The following is a 22451-nucleotide window of genomic DNA, read 5'->3' on the forward strand; positions in this document are numbered from 1 at the left end:
TCCTCCTTCATAACTACGTCTTTAATCCAATGGAGGCGATTTTCGATACTCCAATGACCGCGAATACCACAAGCAAATTCTCGTGCCGAATGAATGAGGCTACTAATGTAACAGACAACCTCATGATATGGTTGACCTCCTCGCGTTCCAGTTCTTTGAACTCGAATTAAGTCCTTAATTCCCGCCCAGGATAGGTCAATTCCATTTAAATCATCAAAAACTTCAACAGTCCTTGTTGTCAGTCTATTCTTAGTTTTTTCGGTCTCTATATAACGACTTCTGGGCAAGCCATTGGCAGCAATGCGTTGAATATGACGATGTAATTTTGGTTGATTATCTTTAACGGCAATTACGTAATCGTTGCCACTTTCTATAACTAACTGGCAAGTTTTTTTTGGCAATGCAGAGAATCAAAACTGAATACAGCACCTTTGATATCCAAAGCTGTAATTAAATTTTGTACAACTGGAATTTCACTCTCCTCCTTATTTTTCAATTGTTTCATGCCGATAACAAGTCCTCTTTTACTTGCAAATACTGATACTATGCTGACGAAATTTTGACTGGATGAATTGTAGTTTTGGACTGTGCCTTTGATACTTTTACCATCCACGCTCAACCATTCTGATTCGGCTATATCAACGGAATTCTGAGCCCAATGGTTAAATATTTTCACCAGTTCCTCAAAGTCTACTCCCATGATTACACGTCGGATTGTTGAGTAAGAAGGAACACCATGTTTTTGTATTTCAAATGTTTTTATCAATGCCCAACGATGCCGTTTGACGAAATCTCCCCATGCGCGATAACCGACGTATCCATTCATGGTGCCCATTATTACAAATACTAATACCAACCAGAGTGGATGCCTTCGACCATCTAGAGTTCTAAAATCTTCCACTTGCTTCAATTGTTCAATCAGAGAAGTACCCATAATTTTCCTCCCCTCAACACTTGCAATTTTACCTGTTGAGCGGGAATGAAACAGCCCTGCCTCCTCTTCCACCAACCTCCCCGAACTCCAAGAAGCAGGTTTCTTCGGTCGCAGTCGGGAATTATGGAACATTGAACGCTGGTTTGTCCAAGGAACGCGGCGCATTACCATATCGGGTTTTGGTGGACAAGGGAAAACCTATTTAGCAGCAGAGGCGGGGCGGTGGTTGTCGCGCACGGGGATGTTTGGGAGAGTATGTTTTGTGGATTATGCCGCCTTTCAGGGAGTGGATGCTGTAGGGTTGGCAGTGAGTACCTTAGCGACGGTGTTGGGGCAGAATTTAATTGATGTAGCGGCGGCGACTGCGGCTTTAGGGCAAACACTGACGTTATTAATTTTAGATAACTTGGAAACCTTGCAGCCCCAAGCATTGCAAGAATTGTTAACTGTGGCGAAACAATGGTCAGAGGTAGGGCAATGTCGCCTATTACTCACCAGCCGCACACCGAATTTTTATCATTCAGACTATGCCATTGAGGGCAGTTTAAAACATCGGTCATTGCCATTGTCAGGCTTGGGGCAAGAAGATGCATTGGCGTATATCCAAAGTTTGTGGAAGCTACCGCCTTCACCTGTATATAAACTGCCGGAACGAAAAGAGTTGTGGCGATTATTTCGGTTAGTCGATTATCATCCTCTCTCCCTCGGTTTATTGGCGCGACAGTTGAAAATTCGCCCAGTAGCAGAGTTGGGGGAACGGTTGGCAGCGTTGATTGTGGAAACACCCGATAATCCCTTGTTAGCGTCCTTGAATTTGTCTTTGGAACGCTTGGATGATGAGGCGCGGGAGTTGTTGCCGAAGTTGGGCGTGTTTCAGGGAGGGGCGTTTGAGGATGATTTGTTAGCAATTACCGAATTTTCTAACTCACAGTGGCAACAGCTACGCCCAGCACTGGAGAACACAGGCTTGATTCAACCGGAAAATGTGCCGGGTGTCCGTTTTCCTTTCCTAAAATTTCACCCCACCTTAGCCCCCGTTTTGTGGTCGCGCCTTTCACCAGAGGCACAGGGGGAACTCCTTGCCCGTCATCGCCTGCGGTATTATCAATTATCTCGTCATTTGTATGTTGAAGATAGAAAAAATCCTCATCAAGCCCGTTTCATTGCCCAGAAAGAACTGCCGAATTTGCTATATGCAGTCCAAGGTGCGTTATTTGCAGGGGAAGAATGGGCACTGGAGTTTGTTAATAATATAAATTGGTTTCTCAACTACTTCGGACTCAATAACGATAGGGATGCACTAACGCAACGAGTTGAAAAGGTTCAGGGAAAAGTGGGTTCTTGGACATGGTTTCTCGCCCAAACTAATGTAGGTCAGCAATTACTTAAGGTCGGACGCTATCAAGAAGCGGCGCAGGTGTTTGGTGAGATACTTGTTGCTTTGGGTGAGCAACCAAGTTATGAACACTGTATGATTTTAAATTTGCTAGGGCGATGCTTACTAGATCAAGGACAAGCAGCACAGGCAGCAAGATATTACCGTCAGGCATTAGCAGTGGTAAAACAGTTAGAACAGTCTGATGATGTGAAGTGGCTAATGAATATTTCGCAGACTGAATTGGCGGATGTGCTAACAGATATGGGGAATTATGATGAAGCACGAACAGCTTATGAAGCTTCATTGGCTATTGACAAAGAAATTGAAAACTTTCGTGGCGTTGTGGTCATAAATGGTCAACTTGGCAGCCTCGCTTTGCGGCAAGGCAACTTGCCAGAAGCCGAACAACGCTACCGTGAAATCTTGACTATATCCCAGGAACTGAATGAACCAGGAATGGAAGCTGCAGCTTGGCATAATCTGGGTATGGTATACGAAAAAGCCAAGCAGTGGGACGCAGCTGAAGATGCCTACCGAAAATCAGCACGTATTCAGGAATCTCAAGGTGATCTGGGAGGTGCTGCAAGCACTTGGAATCAATTAGCTATAGTCAATGAAAACACTGGCAAACAGAAGGACGCAGAGGCTTGGTATCGTAAGGCGATCTCAGGTGCAAAATCTACGGAAGATAAGTTACAAGTATCAATCTCACTCAACAACCTCTCTGGCTTCCTACAAAACCAACCCCACCGCCTGCCAGAAGCGCGGCAATTAGCAGAAGAAGCATTAGCTATCAAGCAAACTTTAGACCCTGCTGTAGCTGAGATCTGGACAAATTATGGACTTTTGGCTGAAATTACTGATAAACAGGGCGATAGCACCCAAGCTAAAGCATATCGTCGCCTGTCACGGCAGGCAAAAGTAGCATTTGCTGGGACGCGCTATGAGTTGCGACAGTATGGGCAGTTAATTGCTGCGGTTGTTGCGGCGGTGAATGATGCAGAAGTGAGGCAACAGCTAGAACCTTTTCTAGAAAATCAGGTGAAAAATGGTTGGGGTAATCTCGTAGCTGCCATTCGCTTGGTATTAGAAGGTGAGAGAGATGAGGACGTGCTGTGCGAGCCTTTAGTTGGGACAGATGCTCCGATTATCAATGCTATTCTGCGGGGTATTGCCGATCGCAACACGCTCAACGAGTTGTTAGAGGAGCAAGGTTAAATAATTCGTAATTAAAGACGATCGCAGATGGAGATTTGGACGCGAAAATCAGGCATAGTTCAGCACAATGGGGTAAAAGCGCAATAATATTGTCTGCCCATGTACCAAAATAGATTACCTGTTATTGCCCTCTTCGCCTACGGTGAGGGTTTATAGTAATCCCCAAAAACCGCGATACATATAGATTTCTCGTAGGGGCACAACATTGTTGTACCCTCACCAACGTATTTGCATCATTATTAAATGGAAATGGTGTTAGGCGTGCTATTCCAGGTATAAGTAAATATTAAAACATCAATTATCGAGTCTGTTGGAGCACAGCAGCGATCGCATTTCTGTCTCAGTGTCAATTTTTAGATACCATGCCCGTACAATCTAGTTATTTTTGTAATTAATCTTTTTAAAAGGTGAATGATTCGAGTTCAGAAGGTGAACGTTGCACCTCAAAATAAGAACGTTTGACTTCAGAACGAGAACATTCGACTTCAGAACGAGAACATTCGACTTCAGAACGAGAACGTTTGACTTCAGAACGCGAACATTCGACTTCAAAACAAGAACGTTCCACTTCAGAACGAGAACATTTGACTTCAAAACGAGAACATTCGACTTCAAAACAAGAACGTTCTCACTCAAAGCCTGAATGTTACTGAATAATCAAAAGGGCACAACATTGTTGTGCCCCTACGGTGATTTATTTAATTGCAAAGTGGTGTTTTTCCTAATGCCAACGACACCTGAAAACTATAGTCTTAGTCACTAGTGTTAGGACAATGTTGATTCCTCAAAACCCTGAAAAAATTGGGTTTTTACTCAGCACTCAGCACTCAGCACTCAGCACTTTGCTAAGATTGCTCGAATAATTTCATCTTCTGCCACCAGCTATTCAGGGGATAATAAACCACAGGGGCCCAAAGACTACTGAGAATGGCAGATGCGAGAGCTACTCGCTGATAATATCCCCAAATGTATTCTGCTTTGCGATCGCCCATCAAAGTTAATTGCAACCCAAAAACAGTTTCTGCCAAAATTGCCATCACGAAAACAATTAAAGCAATAGAAATAAAATCTTCTTGGATAAAACGCTGTTTCTGAATTAGACCTGTTAGCAGTCCCACTAGCCCTAAAGTTATAGCGTGAGTGGGGTTTGGTGATGTCATCGCATCTTGAAGTAATCCCATAACTACACCTGCTAATAATCCTTCCCAGACTGGACGCTTGACACTCCAAGCCACTACCCAAATTAACAACCAATTAGGGCCAATTCCCAGCAATTCCATACCAGGAAGGCGGGTTGGCAACATCATTAAACATAGCAGTACAGAGCCAACCGTCACCGCCCAATCTAGTAACTGACGCATAGCTGGATGCCAACGAGCAAGAGGCTTGTAAATCTTAGATTTTCGCTGTGATGATTTTGGCTTTTTAAACTTGCTGCCACCAAATGAAGGTATCTTCATTATTTTGAGAAATTTTCCGAATCTAATTAGACTTTTGCGGTTCTTGGTTTGTTGGCTTGGGATATACAGCAACCCATTCCAGCGACCCGATCTGCGGGAAAAGCTCAACTTTTGCCACTGATGCTGGGAGTTTCTTTAAATCTAAAGACTTGATCCGTCCTACAGCCAAACCAGCGGGAAACTTCTGACTATAAGTAGAGGTAGAAACTAAATCTCCCACCTTCACATTGGGAACCTTTTCATAAAACTCCAGCACACCATCCGGAGAAGAATCTCCCCGCAAAACTCCCTTGGCTGAAGTCCGGCTAATAGTCACACCCACTTGACTTTTCAGGTCGCTAATTAACAATATGCGGCTGGTGTTCGGAGTTACACTTTCTACCAGACCTATTAATCCACCATCAGCCTTGACAATAAAGCCTTCTTGAATACCTGCATTTGAGCCACGATTCAGAGTAACTTGTTGCCACCAGTGGTCAGCACTGCGTCCCACTACCTGTGCTATGACTGGGCGCGATGAAAGTGGCTGTTGCTCGACGTAGCCTAACAAATTTTGTAGCTTTTTATTTTGACTTTCCAAATCTGCTATGCGCGTTTGCAACTCTAAGAATCGGGCATCTTTAACCCTTTCTTCCGGAGTCGGCCCTGCCTGCAACATTTGTAATGGTTTGGTTATTGCTTGGTAAACTTCTAGCAGTAGCGTACCTTGAGTCTGCCGCAGTATCCATGCACTACCTAACACCAAAGCCAGTAACCCGATTTGTAACCCCTTCCGATCCCACCAACGACGTAGAGTAACCATCTATACCTATTTTTTATAATTTCAAGAAGATATTGGATTCTACTTATATAGAACCCAAATCAAAGCCGAATAGAACCCAATATCTGATATTTTTTCTACATATTCCGAGAACGCCCGCTGAAAACCCGTTCCAGCTGTTTGAAGTTTTCTAACACTCGACCTGTTCCCAGGACAACACAACTGAGAGGGTCGGCCGCAATGTGGGTTACAATCCCCGTTTCATGGCTAATCAAGGTATCTATGCCTTTCAGCAAAGCACCGCCACCAGCTAACATAATGCCGCGATCGATAATGTCTGCTGCTAGTTCTGGAGGCGTGCGTTCCAATGTCCGCTTCACAGCTTCTATGATTACTGATAGCGGTTCCAACATACTTTCACGAATTTCTGGCCCTTTGAGGGTGACAGTTCGCGGTAGGCCAGAAAGCATATGTAAGCCTCGCACTTCCATCATGGCATCGTTATCATCGTTGGTGGGATAAGCAGAGCCAAGGCGAATTTTAATTTCTTCAGCAGTACGTTCCCCAATCACTAAGTTATGAACTTTTTTCATATACATAATGATTGATTCAGTTAGTTCATCCCCAGCAATACGTACTGATTCGCTGATTACAGTACCCTGAAGACTCAGTACTGCAACTTCTGTTGTACCGCCACCAATGTCAATAATCATGTTGCCTGTGGGTTCGGCAACTGGTAGTCCTGCACCAATTGCTGCTGCTACTGGCTCATCAATTAAATATACTTCTCTGGCTCCAGCCTGAATGGCTGCATCCATCACAGCGCGCCTTTCTACTCCCGTGACACCACTGGGAATCCCAATAACAATTCGAGGTAAAACTAAGGATCTACCTTCATTTACTCGTTGAATAAAGCTTTTGAGCATGATCTCGGCAGTATCAAAGTCAGCGATTACGCCATCACGCAAGGGGCGTAAGGCAACCACATTATCAGGTGTGCGACCGAGCATTTTTTTGGCTTCTTCTCCTACTGCCAGTGCTACCTTTTCGTTTTGATCGATAGCAACTACAGAAGGTTCTTGGAGTACAATACCTTTACCAGATACATAAACGAGGGTATTTGCAGTACCGAGGTCGATACCCATATCCCACGAAGAGCGAAAGTTTCTAAAAAGACCCACGCGTGTCTACGCCCCCTATTGCGTTATTTGACTACAACTGTCTGATGTTAATCGTGCTGGATTTTATGACGTTTTTTATCCTGAGTCCAGCCAACTAGGCTATTTTATTGGACTTTTGGCAAGTCTTGCTAGATATCAGGCATCTATGCTTTCGATATTCTTTGGCTGATTCTGTATATCCGTATAGTTTTTTAGTTTCCCTAAGTCATTTCTCACATTGTTATACCCAAAAATGTTGTTCAGTTTTTAACACATTTTCAATAGGTTCACAATTCGCTATGATGGAAGTCAAAATTAATCAGTACGCCCGTACTAAAAGGTAACGCACATGAGTATCAACATTGTCACTCTAGTTGGTCGTGTAGGCAGCGACCCAGATATTAAATATTTTGAGTCTGGTAGTGTCAAGTGTAAATTAACACTAGCTGTGAGGCGCAGAGCTCGTAACAGCGATGAACCTGACTGGTTCACTTTAGAATTATGGGACAAAACAGCAGAGGTGGCAGGCAATTACGTGCGGAAAGGTAGCCTGATAGGAGTGAAGGGTTCCTTGAAGTTTGACACATGGAGCGATCGCCAAACTGGAGCCAACCGTTCTACACCGATAATTAGAGTAGACCAACTCGATTTATTAGGTTCCAAGCAAGATAGAGATGGGGGCGGAGATTTCTCGCCAGAGAATTTTTAATTGGTCAGTTGTCAGTTGTCAGTTGTCAGTTGTCAGGAGGCAGGAGGCAGGAGAAGATAAAACTCCTTAACTACTTGCTTCAACAGGGGGAACCCCCCTTCGGGTTCACAGTTGCCTGCGGAGGTAAACCCTCCCGCAGCACTGATTCACCGCAACGCAGTGGCTCCTCAGCACTACTAACTACTGACCACTGACAATTGACTAATAACTAATTTGCAATGTCACCGACGCTTCTACTTGTTGTTCGCCACCAACTACAGGGGTGGAAGCAACTTGGTCGGCTACCTTCGCAGCCTCAGCACGGTACAAAACAGGTGGTGGCGGCGCATTTGCATTGTCAACTTTAATACTTACTACTTCTTTAGGTTGGAAACCGAGGGCACTGAAAACAGCATTAGCTTGCTGTCGAGCGTCTTGGGTAGCTTCTTTGAGTGCTTGTTGGCGAGCTGCTGCGATCGCCTCGTCACTAGCGATAAAACTGATACCATTAATTTGCGTCGCACCTGCTTTCACCGCTTCATCTAACAAAGTACCAGCTTTCTCAGTAGCGATCCGAAAACTCACAGTATTACTAGCTGCATAGCCAGTAATTCGCTGCACATTATTGGTATAGCTATAAACAGGGTTAAGACGGATACCAGTGGTTTGTAATTTTTCCACATTCCGGCTTTTGAGTAGAGCGACCACAGCTGCTGACCTGCGGGCAGCTTCTTGCTGTACTTCCTGTGCAGTTTTCCCCTGAATCTCAACTCCTAAATTAACTTCCGACAGAGTTGTAGGAATTGATTCTGTACCACGACCGCTGACCGTTAGGGTGTGCCACAATTTTTCTTTCTCTTCTGCCGATGCAGGCTGGACAAAAGTCATAAATAGCAGCAAGACTAACGGTAAGGTTTTCCAAAAATTCCCAGCATGAAATTGAGAACCCGATAAAGCGGCTCTATACATAAAATTTGCACTCCTCTCAAAAATAGCTACAGATGCTTTTAATAACACGTATCTAGCAATTATCACTAACTGTCAACTACAAACAGTTAACAGCCACCATGAGCTTTGCGTCTCTAAATTGCAATTGATAGATACGATTTATATGTTCCTACTTTGACATTGCTACAGTCAAAAGTGGCAATGGTTACATTTTTGGAAACTAAAAAAATTACGTCAAAATTTAGAGAAACTTTGTCATGGCATATTGGCTGCTGAAAACTGAACCAGAAGATTATTCATACTTTGACCTAGAAGGGGACGGCAGTACAGTTTGGGATGGAGTTAATAATTCCTTAGCTCTCAAACATTTACGTGCAATGCTTCCTAGCGATTTGGCATTAATTTATCACACAGGTAAAGAACGTCAAATTATAGGTGTGGCAGAAGTCATCAGCGAACCTTATGCCGATCCAAAATTCAATGACGCTAAACTCGTAGTCGTGGATGTGCGAGCCTTGCGAAAAGTCTCTGTGCCCATTACCCTCGCCCAAATCAAGCAGGATAGCAAATTCGCAGACTTTGACTTGGTGCGACTTCCCAGGCTTTCTGTAGTCCCAGTTTCTCAGCTTCATTGGCAGCGCCTACTCGAATTGACAGACACCCCACCAATTAATCTAAAGAAAATCTCCCAATAGTTGGTTTCCCTAAAGAAGTAAAAATTAAAGAGAAGGATTTTCGGAGAACAAATGCAGTTTTTAAGTGCAATCAACTTCTCTTCTCCTCTGTTGGCAAGCACAACAGAAACAGCAGACAGTTCTATGGTAGTAGCAGCAGTGCTGCTCAGTTTAGTAGTAGTTTACTTCGCCAGTAAAGTTGGTGGGGAATTATCCAACTTAGTGGGTTTGCCGCCTGTTTTAGGCGAACTTGTAGGTGGTGTAGTAGTGGGCATCTCTGTCTTGCACCTGTTAGTGTTTCCCGAAGGTGGCGCAGACAGTTCTAACTCTCTGATCGTGACTTTTCTCCAGACCACTGCTGGTTTAAGTCCCGAAGCCACTCCAGCAGTGTTTGCCGCACAGTCGGAGGTCGTTTCTGTTTTAGCAGAACTGGGCGTGATTATCCTGCTATTTGAGATTGGTTTAGAGTCAAACCTCAAAGACCTGATGGCAGTTGGTATTCAAGCAACGATTGTAGCAGTCGTGGGTGTGATAGTACCCTTTACGGCGGGAACAGCAGGTTTAATGATTTTGTTTGGTATCGGTGCTGTGCCTGCAATTTTTGCTGGGGCGGCTTTGACTGCCACTAGTATTGGTATTACTTCCAAAGTGTTGTCAGAAATCGGAAAGCTCAATTCTAAAGAAGGGCAAATAATTCTGGGTGCTGCTGTGATTGACGATGTGTTGGGAATCATAGTTTTAGCAGTAGTCGCCAGTTTAGCTAAAGATGGCGTTGTAGATGTAGGCAAAGTCATTTATCTGATTATCAGTGCCAGTGGCTTTCTTTTGGGTGCGATCGTGCTAGGCAACGTTTTCAATAAGACCTTTGTCGCGATCGCTGATAAACTCAAGACACGCGGCGAATTGGTAATACCAGCGTTTATCTTCGCTTTTGTAATGGCATACCTTGCTGCTGTTATCCAATTAGAAGCGATTTTGGGCGCTTTTGCGGCAGGTTTAGTCTTAGAAGAAACCGATAAGCGCAAAGAACTGCAAAAGCAAGTTATTCCCATTGCTGATATGCTTGTACCGATTTTCTTTGTGACTGTTGGGGCAAAAACCGATTTAGGAGTATTGAACCCAGCAATTCCTGAGAATCGAGAAGGACTGATTATGGCAATTTTCCTGATTACAGTAGCCATTATCGGTAAAGTAATCACAGGTTTGAGTGTATTTGGTCAACCTGAAATTAACAGGTTAGCGATTGGTGTAGGAATGATTCCTAGGGGTGAAGTTGGATTGGTATTTGCTGGTGTTGGTGCTGCCAGCGGCGTTCTCTCTAAACCATTAGGGGCAGCAATTATCATGATGGTTATCCTGACTACCTTTTTAGCTCCCCCCTTGTTACGTTTGGTATTTCCAGAATCAAAAAACCCGGTACAAGACTCAGAAAAATTGATTTTAGACGGTGCTTCTGGGACATCGGTAGCAATAGAATCACCTCAGTCGATATTGTCAGCTTCAAACGATGGAGGAAGTCGAGAAGTCATACCGGATTCTTTGGATAGTTAATCAAAGGTGAGTTTGACAAATCTTTCCAGGGTGCTTGTTTAGGAAGTTAGAAGTCAAAACCCCTTGGGTAGGGGGAAGGGTAAGCAAGTTTAGCGTAGAGGAGGAAAGAGAAATGGAATGTTAAGCAAAGTTCTTTTTCTTCGTCCCTTACCCTTTAACCTTTTCCCTACTCTTCATTCCACTTGAAAGATTTTGCTAATTATTAATGGAAACTTCTATTGTCAATTCTGCGTCCCTGAATTAGTTTTTGTCTCATTACTACTAGCATTCGCAATGTTTGTTGCCAGTCATACTCCATTTTCTAGTTTCAATTTAGACATTTTTAGAGATTTTTTTCGGTAATTAGGAAGTAGTACCTGCAACTGCCACATCATCTTGCAAGTAGTTAGAATTTTTGTCGCCGGACATTGCTTGCCAACAATCAAACAACTCAACGTCGAGCGTTGACTTCGGTCAAGTATCATTACCTGAATAATTATGATGATATTTTTGTTGCATTTGATGCTATGTGGGCATAAATTTTATGCGCTGATAGTAAAGCAGAATTTTAGAGGACATACCAAGAATTTATGCAACTAATTGCATCTTGATATCAGCATAAAAATCAAAGAAAATATCAAAGTTAAAGATTTAAGTGGTGAAGGTGTGACGATTTACCAATATTTTGAGATGTTGAAATATTGGCGGCCCCATGAACGCGAATCAGGAGAAAAGACTGTGAAATTAAACTGGTTACTACCCAGTACTATTGGAACTATTGTCTTACTATCGTCGCCGACTTTGGCAGGACAACTGGAATCTTGGCGTTTTGATGCCAATCATAACCGTCTAGAATTTAATACTTCGGGGGCTGTTCAACCTCAAGCACAACTTGTCTTCAACCCTACACGTTTAGTAATAGATTTACCCGGAACTCAATTTGGCCGTCCACAGTTGACACAATCTCTAAGTGGTGGACTGCGAGCGATTCGTGTGGGGCAATTCGACCCACAAACAACACGTATCGTTATTGAAATCAGTCCTGGCTATACCTTAGACCCGAAGAAAGTACAATTTGTTGGCTCAACTGCCAGTCGCTGGACTGTACAATTACCAAAACCACAAGCACAACAAATATCGCGCCCGGAAAATGTTTACAATGTCGTGACCCTTAACTCTGATGCCAAACCGCAGTCTTTAAGGAATGCTGTCAGCGCTACAGGGACAACTCAAATAGAGAAATTACAAGTAACAGGAGATGGATTCTTTATTCGTACCAACGGTAGCAATCCTGCTCCGGTGCGAGTAATTCGCAGCCGCGATCGCTCTACTATTTTTATGGACATCTCTGGCGCAACTTTAGCACCACAACTAGCGCAGGGAAATAATGTACCGATTAACAAATACGGTGTTAGCCGCGCCGAGTTCGCCCAACTCCAAACCCGACCGCCATCTGTTCGCATGACTTTGCGGGTAGACAAAAATAGTCCAGACTGGCGAGTAACTAACAGCGGTACTGATGGTTTGGTGGTTCTGCCTAGTCGTGTTGTCACATTACCTAGTAGCAGTAATAATTCAGACTCACAAGCAAATCAGCCACAACCCGTTTCTGCTAATGAATCGCTAGCAACAATTCAGTCTGTGGAACTAGTTGGTAATGGTACGCAACTATTGATTAAAGCTGACCAATCTCTATCCGCTACTGGTGGTTGGGATAGATCCTCTGGTTTATTTCGCATTGCCATTGCCAATGCCAAATTAGAACCCAAAGTCAAAGGCCCCACATTGAATGCCAATAGTCCCATTCTGCGGGTACGGCTGCAAACACAACAACCCAATACTGTAATTGTTTTGGTTCAACCAGCAGCGGGAGTCCAAATTGGACGACTCAATCAAGGCAACCAGCTTTTATCCCTACAATTACAACGCTCTCGCGGATTAAGTACAATTCCCGGAACGCTGTCTCTACCACCACTCCAAGGACAATTACCAAGCCCGACAGATAGACCCCAGCCCATAACCCAGCCCGGAACGCGCCCAATTCCCAAAGGAAAAGTAGTAGTTATTATTGACCCCGGACACGGTGGCAAAGATTCAGGAGCACTTGGTATTGGCGGAGTGCGCGAGAAAGATATCATTCTGCCCATTGGTGCAAAGGTGGCACAAATTTTACAACAAAATGGGCTGCAAGTAGTGATGACGAGGAGTTCTGATTATTTTGTCAGCCTTCAAGGACGAGTAGCGATGGCACAGAGAGCGAATGCTGATGTATTTGTCAGTATCCATGCTAATTCCGCAGGTGCAGCTCGGCCAGATGTTAGTGGTTTGGAAACGTATTACTATGACAGTGGTCTAAGTTTAGCTCGCGTTGTTCATCGGACTATTCTTCAAAGCTTAAATATCAGAGACAGAGGAGTGCGTCGAGCCAGATTTTATGTTCTGAGAAAAAATACGATGCCCGCTATTCTTGTGGAAACAGGTTATTTAACTGGTAGAGAGGATGTGGCGAAGCTAAAAACCTCAACTTATCAAAATCAAATGGCTGAGGCGATCGCTCGCGGTATACTTAAGTACTTAGGACGAAAATAAGTCATTTTGGTTGATAAAATCGAGAAAATACATCGAGATTGCGCCACTTCAGCCCTATATTAATCGTCATTAATAGAGGATGCTTATACGGGCATTGCTAGCATGGAGATAATTCACACCACTCAGACTCAGCAAAATTTATAATCCCAAATATCTTGTACTACTAGATACACCCAACCATAAATATTGGGAACAATATTCATGGTTGGGTGTCACCAGCTCTACTACAAAAGTTGAAAAGAGTGGTAATTTTGCGATCGGTGCATTTGACTGAAATTGACTATGTGCGGTTAATTCTGATTAGCTCTTGTTTGATGCTATCTAATGCTGTGTGGGTGGAATTTTTGTGCCATAACAGCATGGCAAAATCAAAGAGGCGTGCTAGAATCTTACGCCATTAGCTGTGTCTTTAATACCAGCACAAAAATTCTTTTGCTGCAAAGGAAGTTTTGGATTGATGATAGCCACCGCACCTGCGGAAAGTTGCAAAAGCATCTACGAACTTCCTCTCAAAGTTAAAGTTAGGGCAGTGACGGTGTGAGGATTTAACCAATATGTCGAGATATTAACGATTCCTATGAACGCGAATCAGGAGCAAAGACTGTGAAATTACGCTGGTTACTACCGGGTACTATTGGAACTATCTTCTTACTATCGTCGCCAGCTTTGGCAGGAAGACTGGAATCTTGGCGTTTTGATGCTAATCATAACCGCTTAGAAATTAATACTTCCGAAGGTGTTCAACCTCAAGCACAACTTGTCTTCAACCCTACACGTTTGGTAATTGATTTACCCGGAACTCAATTTGGCCGTCCACAGTTAACGCAACAGTTGGGTGGTGGACTGCGGGCAATTCGTGTGGGGCAATTCGACCCCCAAACAACGCGCATCGTCGTTGAACTCAATCCTGGCTATACTTTAGACCCAAAGAAAGTGCAATTTGTCGGCTCAACTGCCAGTCGCTGGACTGTACAATTACCAACTCCAGAAGCTGAGGGAATCGCCTCATCAACGGAAACAGTGGTACAGCCAACACCTGCCACACCTCCAGAAACCGGAGCATCTAGTCCGGCACTTTCCCCAAGAAATATCTACAATGTGGTGACAACAAACTCAGATAGGCCAACTAACAGATCGCCAATTGTCAACACTGTAGCAACAGTAACTCAAATAGAGAATTTACGTATCACGGGCGATGGCTTTTTCGTCCGCACTAGCGGTGGTAGTCCGCAAATTCAGGTAAATCGCACTCAAGACAAGAAGACAATAAATATTGATATTTCTGGGGCTTCTTTGTCACCAAGTTTAGAGCAACAAGATTTATCCGTGAATCGTTTTGGTGTCAGCCGCATTCAATTCAGCCGACTGCAAAGCAGACAACCAACCGTTCGGATGGCATTGCAGGTGGAAAAAAATAGCCCCGACTGGCGGGCAACCACAAGTAGCATTGGTGGGTTTGTAGTTTTGCCTAACAGTCGGATTGCGAGTTTGCCTAGAGATAATAACCCCAGCCCCACATCATCTACTAGTGACTCATTGGCAACCATTGAGTCTGTGGAACTGACTGGTAATGGTACGCAACTGCTGATTAGAGCCGACCAAACTTTATCGGCTACTGGTGGCTGGGATAGAAGTACTGGTTTGTTTCGCATTACTATTGCCAATGCTAAGTTAGCTCCCAGAGTTGCAGGCCCTGCTCTTGATGCTAATAGCCCTATCTTGCGGGTACGCTTGCAATCGCAAGCATCCAATACGGTTGTTATCTTTGTCCAACCAGCAGCCGGAGTGCAAATTGGCGAACTCAATCAAGTTGGTAACCAATTGTTGGCTCTACAACTACAGCGCTCTCGTCAAATCACACCGCCAGTTGCTTTACCACCTTTAACACCACCAGATCCAACCGCTAGCAATCCTCCTCCCATATCCCAACCCAGACCGCGTACCTCAGTTCCAACAGGGAAAGTGATAGTAGTCATTGACCCCGGACATGGGGGTAAAGACTCTGGAGCGCCTGGTTTAGGCGGACTATTAGAAAAGGATGTCGTCTTACCTATTGGTCAAAGAATAGCGTCAATTTTAGAACAAAATGGCGTACAAGCAGTGCTAACGCGGGATTCGGACTTTTTCGTAGAACTTCAAGGACGGGTAGACATCGCCGAGCGAGCGAATGCGACTGTGTTTGTCAGCGTTCACGCTAATTCGGTTGATAATCGCCCTGATGTCAGCGGGTTAGAAGTTTACTATTACGATAGTGGATACGCTTTAGCTGAAGTAGTTCGCAATAACATTCTCCAGAATATTGGGACTATCAAGGACAGAGGAACGCGCAAAGCTAGATTCTATGTTCTTAGGAAAAGTTCTATGCCGTCGATTTTAGTGGAAACAGGATATATGACTGGTCGGGAAGATAATCCTCGGTTGGCAACACGAGAATACCAAAATCGGATGGCAGAAGCGATCGCTTATGGTATCCTCAAGTACTTAAAGCAAAGATAAAAGTGCAGCTAAAGTAAAAATGTAGTACAAATTGCTTATTAAAGAGGTGATATATAGACTTCTTTGGCGTACAGAATTTAGTGGTCAGTTAGCAAATTGTCTGCTAAATTTTGTATTTTAAATTCCAAAAACCTCAATCAATATCTGCCTGTGTATTCATCTTCCATCTTTGACGGTAATCTTTACGATTTTTCGGATAAAGAACCTCAACGTGCCCCAATCGGCGTTTTTGACAGTGGTGTGGGTGGGCTAACGGTACTGCGACAACTCTATCGGCAATTACCCAATGAATCAATAGTTTACTTTGGGGATACAGCTAGACTTCCTTACGGAATTCGTTCCCAAGCAGAAATTTTACAGTTTGCGCGTGAAATCCTCACTTGGATGCAACAGCAGCGCGTCAAAATGGTAATTATGGCTTGCAACACAAGTTCTGCGCTAGCCCTAGAGATAGTGCGTCAGGAATTTAACATACCTATTTTGGGTGTTATCCTGCCAGGGGCTAAGGCAGCAGTGCAGCAAGGCAAGCGTATTGGTGTGATTGCTACCCCAGCAACTGCCAAGAGTAATGCCTACAAAAATGCTATTCTGGAAATCGATCGCAATGTCCAAGTCTGGCAAGTCAGTTGTCCGGAGTTTGTACCACTCATCGAGCAAAATCGCATCGACGACCCCTACACTATTGAGGTAGCACGCTCTTATCTAGAGCCTTTACTACAGCAAGAAATTGACACTCTAGTTTATGGCTGTACTCATTATCCCTTGTTGGCTCCAGTACTGCGATCGCTTCTGCCTTCTGGGATTAAACTAGTCGATCCAGCTGTTCATACCGTAGTAGCTTGTGCTCAAGAGTTAGACTTGCTCGGCTTAAATAATACTTATCCCCCATTACCAACTCGCTTTGTCGTCAGTGGCTGTCCCCAACAGTTTGCTCAATCTGGAGTGCAATGGCTGGGGCATACCCCAATGGTTGAAGTCGTGGGTTTTACTGAGACAGTATCCCAACTTTAATCAAACTATTTAATAAAGTTAGGAGTTAAGAGTTAAGAGTTTGGAATTAATAACTCATAACTCCTAATTATTGACTATTGACTACCTCGCTCACCTTTGGCGTTACTGCCAACTTTTGTTGGTGTTTCTCTTGAGATGGCGCAGGAAAATTCCTCGGTACAGCTTTTTGTGTAGTTCGCTTTGCTAGTGCCAATAATAGATAAACAGTGAACAAATATCCAGTAGCTAAAATAAAAATCATCATAGGCGCATTCCCGTAAATCATTTTTTTACCACCACCTTTCTTAGAACAATATAAAGTTTCATAAAATTAGTAAAATCTCAACCAAATCAAGTGCATTCTTGATGGCTGGGGATTGCCATAGCAAATTAATCCGTAGAGTAATATTCTCTTCGGTAAGTGAAATTATTATTAGATTGAGTTTTGTGCAGACCACACATCCTACAGCAGTTAAATTACCAAAAGGCAATTCATAACTGCACTCCTCAGCAGTCTACCTAGTCTGCATAATTTTTCAATTCACTTCCATAGATTTACGAGCTGCTTTGCTGCTCAACGCATACTAAGAGCGTTTAGCGAATCCTTTAAAGGATAGCCTTATGACTCTATCTGTAGAAGTTGTCTTACCATAAACAGAAGTTAAAAAATACTTCCTTAACTTCAATTTATAGCTATGAGTTATTCTAGCTAGCAATACTACCTAAGTATTTTCACTTAATAGCGATTTACTTTTGGTAGATGAGTAATTGAAAAATTTAAAATTCCTATATTTTAGCGTAACATAACGACACTAAATTTTAAGCCTACTTGGAGACTAAATTTCAAATTTTCTAAATGGCTACACACAAGGCTAAGAGAACTTAGTCCTACCTTCAAAATAGCTAATATGTAAAATGTAATAGTTAAAACAGAAAACAAATATTAATAAATCAGACTTGATGTAAATTTTGATGCTACTTAATCAAAAAGGATTGCTGACAAGAACAAAGACTTAGCTTCACAATCAATGGCTAGAATTAATTCATTAAAAGTGTATTTTAGCACTTACATTATTGAAATACGGAAAATACTTAAGTACCTATGATGAACTCCGTACATCCCGAAGGGGTGATGCTTTTAACGTCGCTAATGTAGTCGCTCATGGATAGCCGAGAGTCAGTAGGTTTTTGGGGTTCCCTCATTGTAGTAACTAGCGTGGAAAGCCCAAAGACGGTGCTAACTCACCAGAACCTAGACTAAATGGGACTTTCTTAATTACGAGTTGGTATGAGGATGGGAAAACAAAAAGAATAACTCCTAAGTTAGGAACGCCACTTGCTACAACACAGAAGCAGTCTGTTGGGGAAACAAGCTGTAGTTTAGAGTCGCAGCGAGGCAGTCGCAGTCTTAGATCCCACTTCCTACACTTGGGGAACCACCTCACGAGCGACAGGCTCAACTTTCTACAAAATTTCAAATTAGGATGAATGAGTATTCTCTAATCAAAATTTTGCGCTGGCACAGCATTATCTTAAAATGAATATAGGATATGTAAAATTTCGTAACCTAAGCCAGAGTCCGCCCGTCCATGACCCCAGCCACCTCCCTGTTTACCCCTGTGGAAGCAGACTTGCTACTACTAGCAGATAACTTAAAGCAGCTAGTTGGAAATCGCCACCCCATTCTCTTTGCAGCAGCCGAACATCTATTCGGGGCTGGGGGAAAGCGTATCAGACCAGCCATTGTTCTGCTGATATCGCGGGCAACAATGTTAGAACAAGATATTACGCTGCGTCACCGCCGTCTAGCAGAAATCACGGAAATGATTCACACCGCCAGCTTAGTGCATGACGATGTGGTTGATGAATCCCAGATGCGACGTGGTGTACCTACCGTTCATAGTCTGTTCGGTAACCGCATTGCCGTATTAGCAGGAGATTTTCTCTTTGCCCAATCGTCGTGGTATTTGGCAAACCTGGACAACTTAGAGGTGGTAAAACTGCTTTCAGAAGTCATTATGGATTTGGCTACTGGAGAGATACAACAGGGATTAAATCGATTTGATACTAACATTTCGATTGAGACTTACCTGAAAAAGAGCTATTACAAAACAGCCTCGCTAATTGCCAACAGTTCTAAAGCAGCTGGGTTACTGAGTGAAGTTTCACAAGAAACCGCCGAACATTTATATAGCTACGGTCGCGATCTTGGTTTGGCATTTCAGATTGTCGATGATATTTTAGATTTCACCAGTACAACAGATACCTTGGGTAAACCAGCAGGATCTGACCTCAAAAGCGGTAATCTCACTGCACCTGTTTTATTCGCTTTAAGGGAAAAACCTTATTTGGAAGTGCTAATTGACAGAGAATTTGCTCAAGAAGGGGATTTAGAGCAAGCATTGCTACTAATTCAAGATAGTCAAGGTATACAAAAGGCACGGGAACTAGCTTCTCACCACGCCAAGTTAGCAGCAGAACATCTGGCAGTTCTTCCACCCTCCGAATCTCACCAAGCATTGATTAACATGACTGATTATGTATTGAGTCGGCTTTACTAAACAATTTTAAATTTTAGAATTTAAATTTTGATTTTTGGAGTTGGGATTTTTGGTGTATCTAATAAATCCCAACTCCAAATTTATTTATGCGATATCAGGGGGTATTTCTTTGCGCTGATGCTGTGATTTTATCTGTTGTTGCATGAGTTTTTGCAATTCATCTCGCTCCACTTCAACAGTATGAGTGGTCTTACCCGGCGTTTCCAAAAAAACGATACTATCTACGGGTTCTAATGCCACCAATTGGAACAAAATATGGGTCACAGGAAGAGGTTTTGCTACGATTTGAGGGTCAAGCCCAGCAGATGGAATTAGGGAAACATCCTGTATGGTAGAAAAAGCGTAAATCACTCGCTTTTCCAATCCTGGATTTGCACGGTTGCTCAATGTAGTGAGAACCCAGTTGCTCTCCAAACCCTGGAGAATGTAGTACTGGGAGTGGCGCAATTTTTGGGCGATCGCGCTAAGAGCAGGAGCAATTGCTGCGATAAGATTTGGTGTTATACCATCCTGGGGTGCATTGTCAATCAGCAATTGAATTTGTCTTTCTAAATCCATAATGACTTGTAAACGACTCCTGGGTAATGGCAATAACATTTATCAAAATGCGAACAATCTCATCAGATTTGGGAACAATAAAATAAGCCACATCCTAAACGCAGGATTGGCATCTGCGCTTAGCTTATACGCAAAACCCAAAAAGCCAATACCCACGGTCGTACAGGTTGTATTTAAGCATGTTAGGGTCTTTTGAAAACCGAGACTATGAATTCAGCCGCAACCGCAACAATTCCAACCGCAACAATTCCAAGCGTAACTACTCAGGGAGAAAATTCTATCGGCGTGGAGGCGATCTTTCAACTCCTATCCCAGGAGCTTCAACAGTCAACCAAAGCTTCAGCCCAGAATTGCCACGATGTGGCTACACGAATTACTACCGAAGTATACCGGATTTGCAGTGAAAGTAAACGTATCCAAGCTTCCGGTGCGATCGAGAACTCAGCAATGACCTTAGCCAAACATCGGCTACAGCAGTGTTTGAGGTACTATCAGTTGGGTTCTAATCGGGGTAGGGTGGAATTGCACAGTACTTTGAGTGCAATTATTTATCGTTACATTAATCCTCCTCAAAGGCAACTGAGCTATCAGGGGCGGTTGACTATTATTGAAGATTTCTTACAGGGTTTTTATCTGGAGGCGTTGAACGCTTTTCGGCGGGAAAATCAACTCGGCCCCACCTATCGCCCCCAGACTCTCTTGGAATTGGCAGAATACATGGCATTTACGGAACGCTATGGCAAGCGGCGGATTCCGTTACCAGGCCGTCAACAGCAGTTGATTATCCTGCGGGCACAAACCTTTTCCCAACAGCAACCCCCAGAAACCAACGTTGATATAGAACAAGCCGCAGAAGGTAGCAGCAACGAAGCCGATGGTTCTTGGGAAGAGCCAGCTGTACAGCAATTGCGATCGACAATGGCGACGCAAGCAGCACCCGAACCAGAAGAAGATACTTTGCGCTCGGTTGTCGTTACCGAGTTGATGGATTATCTCGAACAACGGCAACAATCCGATTGCGCTGATTATTTCTCCCTCCGCCTCCAAGACCTGTCTACACAGGAAATTGAGGCAGTTTTAGGTTTAACCCCTCGTCAGAGAGATTACTTACAGCAGCGTTTTAAATATCATTTAATTCGGTTTGCTTTGTTGCATCGTTGGGAATTAGTTCATGAGTGGCTAGAAGCTTCATTGCACACCAATTTGGGTTTAACTCCCCAGCAATGGCAAACTTACACATCACAACTGGAAGATAAACAACGGTCTTTATTAGAGTTGAAGCAACAAGGACAACCCGACGAAAAAATTGCCAAAACTTTAGGTATGTCAACAGCACAACTTCAAAAAAGGTGGTTTAAGATCCTCGAACAAGCTTGGGAAATTCGTAACTCCTTAGTGTCCGGATCGGGTGCATCTACCCATGAATAGTGACTCAGAATCCTTACAAAACCATTTACTCGCTTGGGTGTTGGCAGATAATGTCGATACCCACGAGCAAAACTCGGTAGAAAGTGAGGATATTGCAGGGGTGGACAACCCAACCAAGGAAGCAGCTAGGTCAAAAAATGGCGAGCAAGACTTGGAAGGAACCCCCCAAACCTTTCAATTGGGAGAAATTCCTACTGTGCAAGAACGTTTCCAGGCCGTCCTCAAGCGTCGGTTACAAATCCAAATCGAGAACCACCCTCCGTTATTCCCTTGGGAATCACAATTAGTAGAGTACCCAGATTGCGTAGAAGAGCGATCGCTAGCATTAACCCCTGCTTGGGGGTGGATGGCGCAGCAATCAAAGCTGAGTCTACCCATTCCCCTACCGGAAAAAGTTTTTCGGGAATTGCTAGAACAGTGCCAAGCATTGCTTACTTCTTCACTGCCGCTAGGGGCGAAATTAGTTCAAGTAGTTGAGGGCTTTTTCCCTAACGAGTCCCAGACACTTAATGACATCGCTGGATTGGTGCTGAGAAGTACCTATCGGTCTGTAGATACCTTGGGTACAATGCCCAACATGCAGAGCGATTACTCTGAGCTAAAACCGCCTCAACAGATGGCATTGTCGCTGCTGGCAGCTAAACAACTGCTAGAAAGTCTGACTCTACCAGTGTCACCATCCCAGCCAGTGGTTGAAAAACAATGGTTAACCAGCGCGGGTCCTCTGACGTTGAGAGTAGAATATCAGTCTCAGGGTCAGGTGACACAACTGCATGTTCACGCTGAGTTACCCGCTAAAGGTACTTTAAAGCTCAAAGGAAGTGGTAATCGCGCAACAGCGAAGTCTTCGACTCCAGGATGCTTGAGTGTAGAATTACACTGTCCGCACCCAAACCCGATTTATACTTTGGAAGTCGAGTTTCCAGAACTAGATCGAAAGCCGTTGTTGTTTGTGATTAATCCCACGATTTAAGCGCAATTTTCACCGCTAACATTCCAGGTCAACCAACACCAATAGATAAGATGATGGTTGTGGTTTGAACCATATCGTTTTTTAATAACCGATCGTTAGGGTTTCT

General features: G+C 43.6%; 17 protein-coding genes and 1 pseudogene. 11 read left to right on the top strand and 7 right to left on the bottom strand.

Annotated elements, in window-relative coordinates; all coding sequences use genetic code 11:
* Positions 1-1105: pseudogene (locus I8752_RS38280) on the bottom strand (ISAs1 family transposase); the annotation flags it as partial.
* A 91-nt stretch (positions 1106-1196) separates the two neighbouring features.
* Here I8752_RS38280 and I8752_RS31710 point away from each other — a divergent pair.
* Both I8752_RS31710 and I8752_RS31715 read left to right on the top strand, forming a co-directional pair.
* On the top strand, positions 1197-3530 hold the full coding sequence (locus I8752_RS31710) for a tetratricopeptide repeat protein (protein WP_214436149.1): 2334 nt from the start codon (positions 1197-1199) through the stop codon (positions 3528-3530).
* Positions 3531-3988: 458 nt separating this feature from the next.
* Positions 3989-4183, top strand: coding sequence for a hypothetical protein (locus I8752_RS31715; RefSeq protein WP_214436150.1), 195 nt, complete (start codon positions 3989-3991; stop codon positions 4181-4183).
* Positions 4184-4375: 192 nt separating this feature from the next.
* Here I8752_RS31715 and mreD read toward each other — a convergent pair whose 3' ends face one another.
* The 3 genes from mreD to I8752_RS31730 all read right to left on the bottom strand — a co-directional run bounded on the left by mreD (position 4376) and on the right by I8752_RS31730 (position 6895).
* On the bottom strand, positions 4376-4990 hold the full coding sequence (mreD, locus tag I8752_RS31720; RefSeq protein WP_214436151.1) for a rod shape-determining protein MreD: 615 nt from the start codon (positions 4988-4990) through the stop codon (positions 4376-4378).
* A gap of 22 nt (positions 4991-5012) precedes the next feature.
* Positions 5013-5792: a rod shape-determining protein MreC gene (gene mreC / locus I8752_RS31725; RefSeq protein WP_214436152.1), complete on the bottom strand. Its 780-nt coding sequence runs from the start codon at positions 5790-5792 to the stop codon at positions 5013-5015.
* 95 nt (positions 5793-5887) lie between these two features.
* Positions 5888-6895 carry a rod shape-determining protein gene (locus I8752_RS31730; protein WP_214436329.1) on the bottom strand — a complete coding sequence of 336 codons (1008 nt, stop codon included), beginning with the start codon at positions 6893-6895 and terminating at the stop codon, positions 5888-5890.
* Between the two features lie 364 nt (positions 6896-7259).
* On the opposite strand from I8752_RS31730, the gene I8752_RS31735 reads away from it, so the two are divergent.
* Positions 7260-7619 carry a single-stranded DNA-binding protein gene (locus I8752_RS31735; protein WP_214436153.1) on the top strand — a complete coding sequence of 120 codons (360 nt, stop codon included), beginning with the start codon at positions 7260-7262 and terminating at the stop codon, positions 7617-7619.
* Positions 7620-7820: 201 nt separating this feature from the next.
* Here I8752_RS31735 and I8752_RS31740 read toward each other — a convergent pair whose 3' ends face one another.
* A complete protein-coding gene (locus I8752_RS31740) occupies positions 7821-8567 on the bottom strand; it encodes an SIMPL domain-containing protein (protein WP_214436154.1) in 747 nt (248 codons plus the stop codon).
* Between the two features lie 236 nt (positions 8568-8803).
* Between I8752_RS31740 and I8752_RS31745 the strand changes: the two genes are divergently transcribed.
* The 5 genes from I8752_RS31745 (at position 8804) to murI (ending at position 16846) form a co-directional block, all read left to right on the top strand.
* Positions 8804-9241: an EVE domain-containing protein gene (locus I8752_RS31745; RefSeq protein ID WP_214436155.1), complete on the top strand. Its 438-nt coding sequence runs from the start codon at positions 8804-8806 to the stop codon at positions 9239-9241.
* Positions 9242-9292: 51 nt separating this feature from the next.
* Positions 9293-10771 (top strand): cation:proton antiporter, encoded by a 1479-nt coding sequence (locus I8752_RS31750; RefSeq protein WP_214436156.1) that lies wholly within the window; start codon positions 9293-9295, stop codon positions 10769-10771.
* Between the two features lie 717 nt (positions 10772-11488).
* Positions 11489-13339, top strand: coding sequence for an N-acetylmuramoyl-L-alanine amidase (locus I8752_RS31755; protein WP_214436330.1), 1851 nt, complete (start codon positions 11489-11491; stop codon positions 13337-13339).
* A 603-nt stretch (positions 13340-13942) separates the two neighbouring features.
* The gene (locus tag I8752_RS31760) at positions 13943-15835 is read left to right on the top strand and encodes an N-acetylmuramoyl-L-alanine amidase (protein ID WP_214436157.1); all 1893 of its coding nucleotides are present in this window, start codon (positions 13943-13945) and stop codon (positions 15833-15835) included.
* 150 nt (positions 15836-15985) lie between these two features.
* On the top strand, positions 15986-16846 hold the full coding sequence (murI, locus tag I8752_RS31765) for a glutamate racemase (protein WP_214436331.1): 861 nt from the start codon (positions 15986-15988) through the stop codon (positions 16844-16846).
* Between the two features lie 67 nt (positions 16847-16913).
* Here murI and I8752_RS31770 read toward each other — a convergent pair whose 3' ends face one another.
* Complete coding sequence (locus I8752_RS31770) at positions 16914-17111, bottom strand: hypothetical protein (RefSeq protein WP_214436158.1); 198 nt, start codon at positions 17109-17111, stop codon at positions 16914-16916.
* A gap of 1303 nt (positions 17112-18414) precedes the next feature.
* On the opposite strand from I8752_RS31770, the gene sds reads away from it, so the two are divergent.
* Positions 18415-19386, top strand: a complete 972-nt coding sequence (gene sds / locus I8752_RS31775) for a solanesyl diphosphate synthase (RefSeq protein WP_214436159.1) — start codon at positions 18415-18417, stop codon at positions 19384-19386.
* A gap of 84 nt (positions 19387-19470) precedes the next feature.
* Here the strand turns inward: sds and I8752_RS31780 are convergent, their stop codons facing one another.
* Positions 19471-19944: a hypothetical protein gene (locus tag I8752_RS31780; RefSeq protein WP_214436332.1), complete on the bottom strand. Its 474-nt coding sequence runs from the start codon at positions 19942-19944 to the stop codon at positions 19471-19473.
* A gap of 207 nt (positions 19945-20151) precedes the next feature.
* Here I8752_RS31780 and hetZ point away from each other — a divergent pair, with 207 nt between their 5' ends.
* Together hetZ and I8752_RS31790 are read left to right on the top strand one after the other, a co-directional pair.
* A complete protein-coding gene (gene hetZ / locus I8752_RS31785) occupies positions 20152-21372 on the top strand; it encodes a heterocyst differentiation protein HetZ (protein WP_214436160.1) in 1221 nt (406 codons plus the stop codon).
* Positions 21365-22345, top strand: a complete 981-nt coding sequence (locus I8752_RS31790; protein WP_214436161.1) for a PatU — start codon at positions 21365-21367, stop codon at positions 22343-22345. The genes hetZ and I8752_RS31790 overlap by 8 nt, the downstream gene beginning before the upstream one ends.
* Positions 22346-22451 lie beyond the last annotated feature (106 nt).

Origin of the sequence: Dendronalium phyllosphericum CENA369 (genome assembly GCF_016056275.1) — a bacterium.
GTDB classification, from domain to species: domain Bacteria; phylum Cyanobacteriota; class Cyanobacteriia; order Cyanobacteriales; family Nostocaceae; genus Dendronalium; species Dendronalium phyllosphericum.

Coding starts and splice junctions, on each gene's coding strand:
- sds (WP_214436159.1), top strand. CDS start 18,415: ATGACCCCAGCCACCTCCCTGTTTACCCCTGTGGAAGCAGACTTGCTA.
- mreC (WP_214436152.1), bottom strand. CDS start 5,792: ATGGTTACTCTACGTCGTTGGTGGGATCGGAAGGGGTTACAAATCGGG.
- I8752_RS31745 (WP_214436155.1), top strand. CDS start 8,804: ATGGCATATTGGCTGCTGAAAACTGAACCAGAAGATTATTCATACTTT.
- I8752_RS31735 (WP_214436153.1), top strand. CDS start 7,260: ATGAGTATCAACATTGTCACTCTAGTTGGTCGTGTAGGCAGCGACCCA.
- hetZ (WP_214436160.1), top strand. CDS start 20,152: ATGAATTCAGCCGCAACCGCAACAATTCCAACCGCAACAATTCCAAGC.
- mreD (WP_214436151.1), bottom strand. CDS start 4,990: ATGAAGATACCTTCATTTGGTGGCAGCAAGTTTAAAAAGCCAAAATCA.
- I8752_RS31790 (WP_214436161.1), top strand. CDS start 21,365: ATGAATAGTGACTCAGAATCCTTACAAAACCATTTACTCGCTTGGGTG.
- I8752_RS31730 (WP_214436329.1), bottom strand. CDS start 6,895: ATGGGTATCGACCTCGGTACTGCAAATACCCTCGTTTATGTATCTGGT.
- I8752_RS31770 (WP_214436158.1), bottom strand. CDS start 17,111: ATGATTTACGGGAATGCGCCTATGATGATTTTTATTTTAGCTACTGGA.
- I8752_RS31780 (WP_214436332.1), bottom strand. CDS start 19,944: ATGGATTTAGAAAGACAAATTCAATTGCTGATTGACAATGCACCCCAG.
- I8752_RS31740 (WP_214436154.1), bottom strand. CDS start 8,567: ATGTATAGAGCCGCTTTATCGGGTTCTCAATTTCATGCTGGGAATTTT.
- I8752_RS31750 (WP_214436156.1), top strand. CDS start 9,293: ATGCAGTTTTTAAGTGCAATCAACTTCTCTTCTCCTCTGTTGGCAAGC.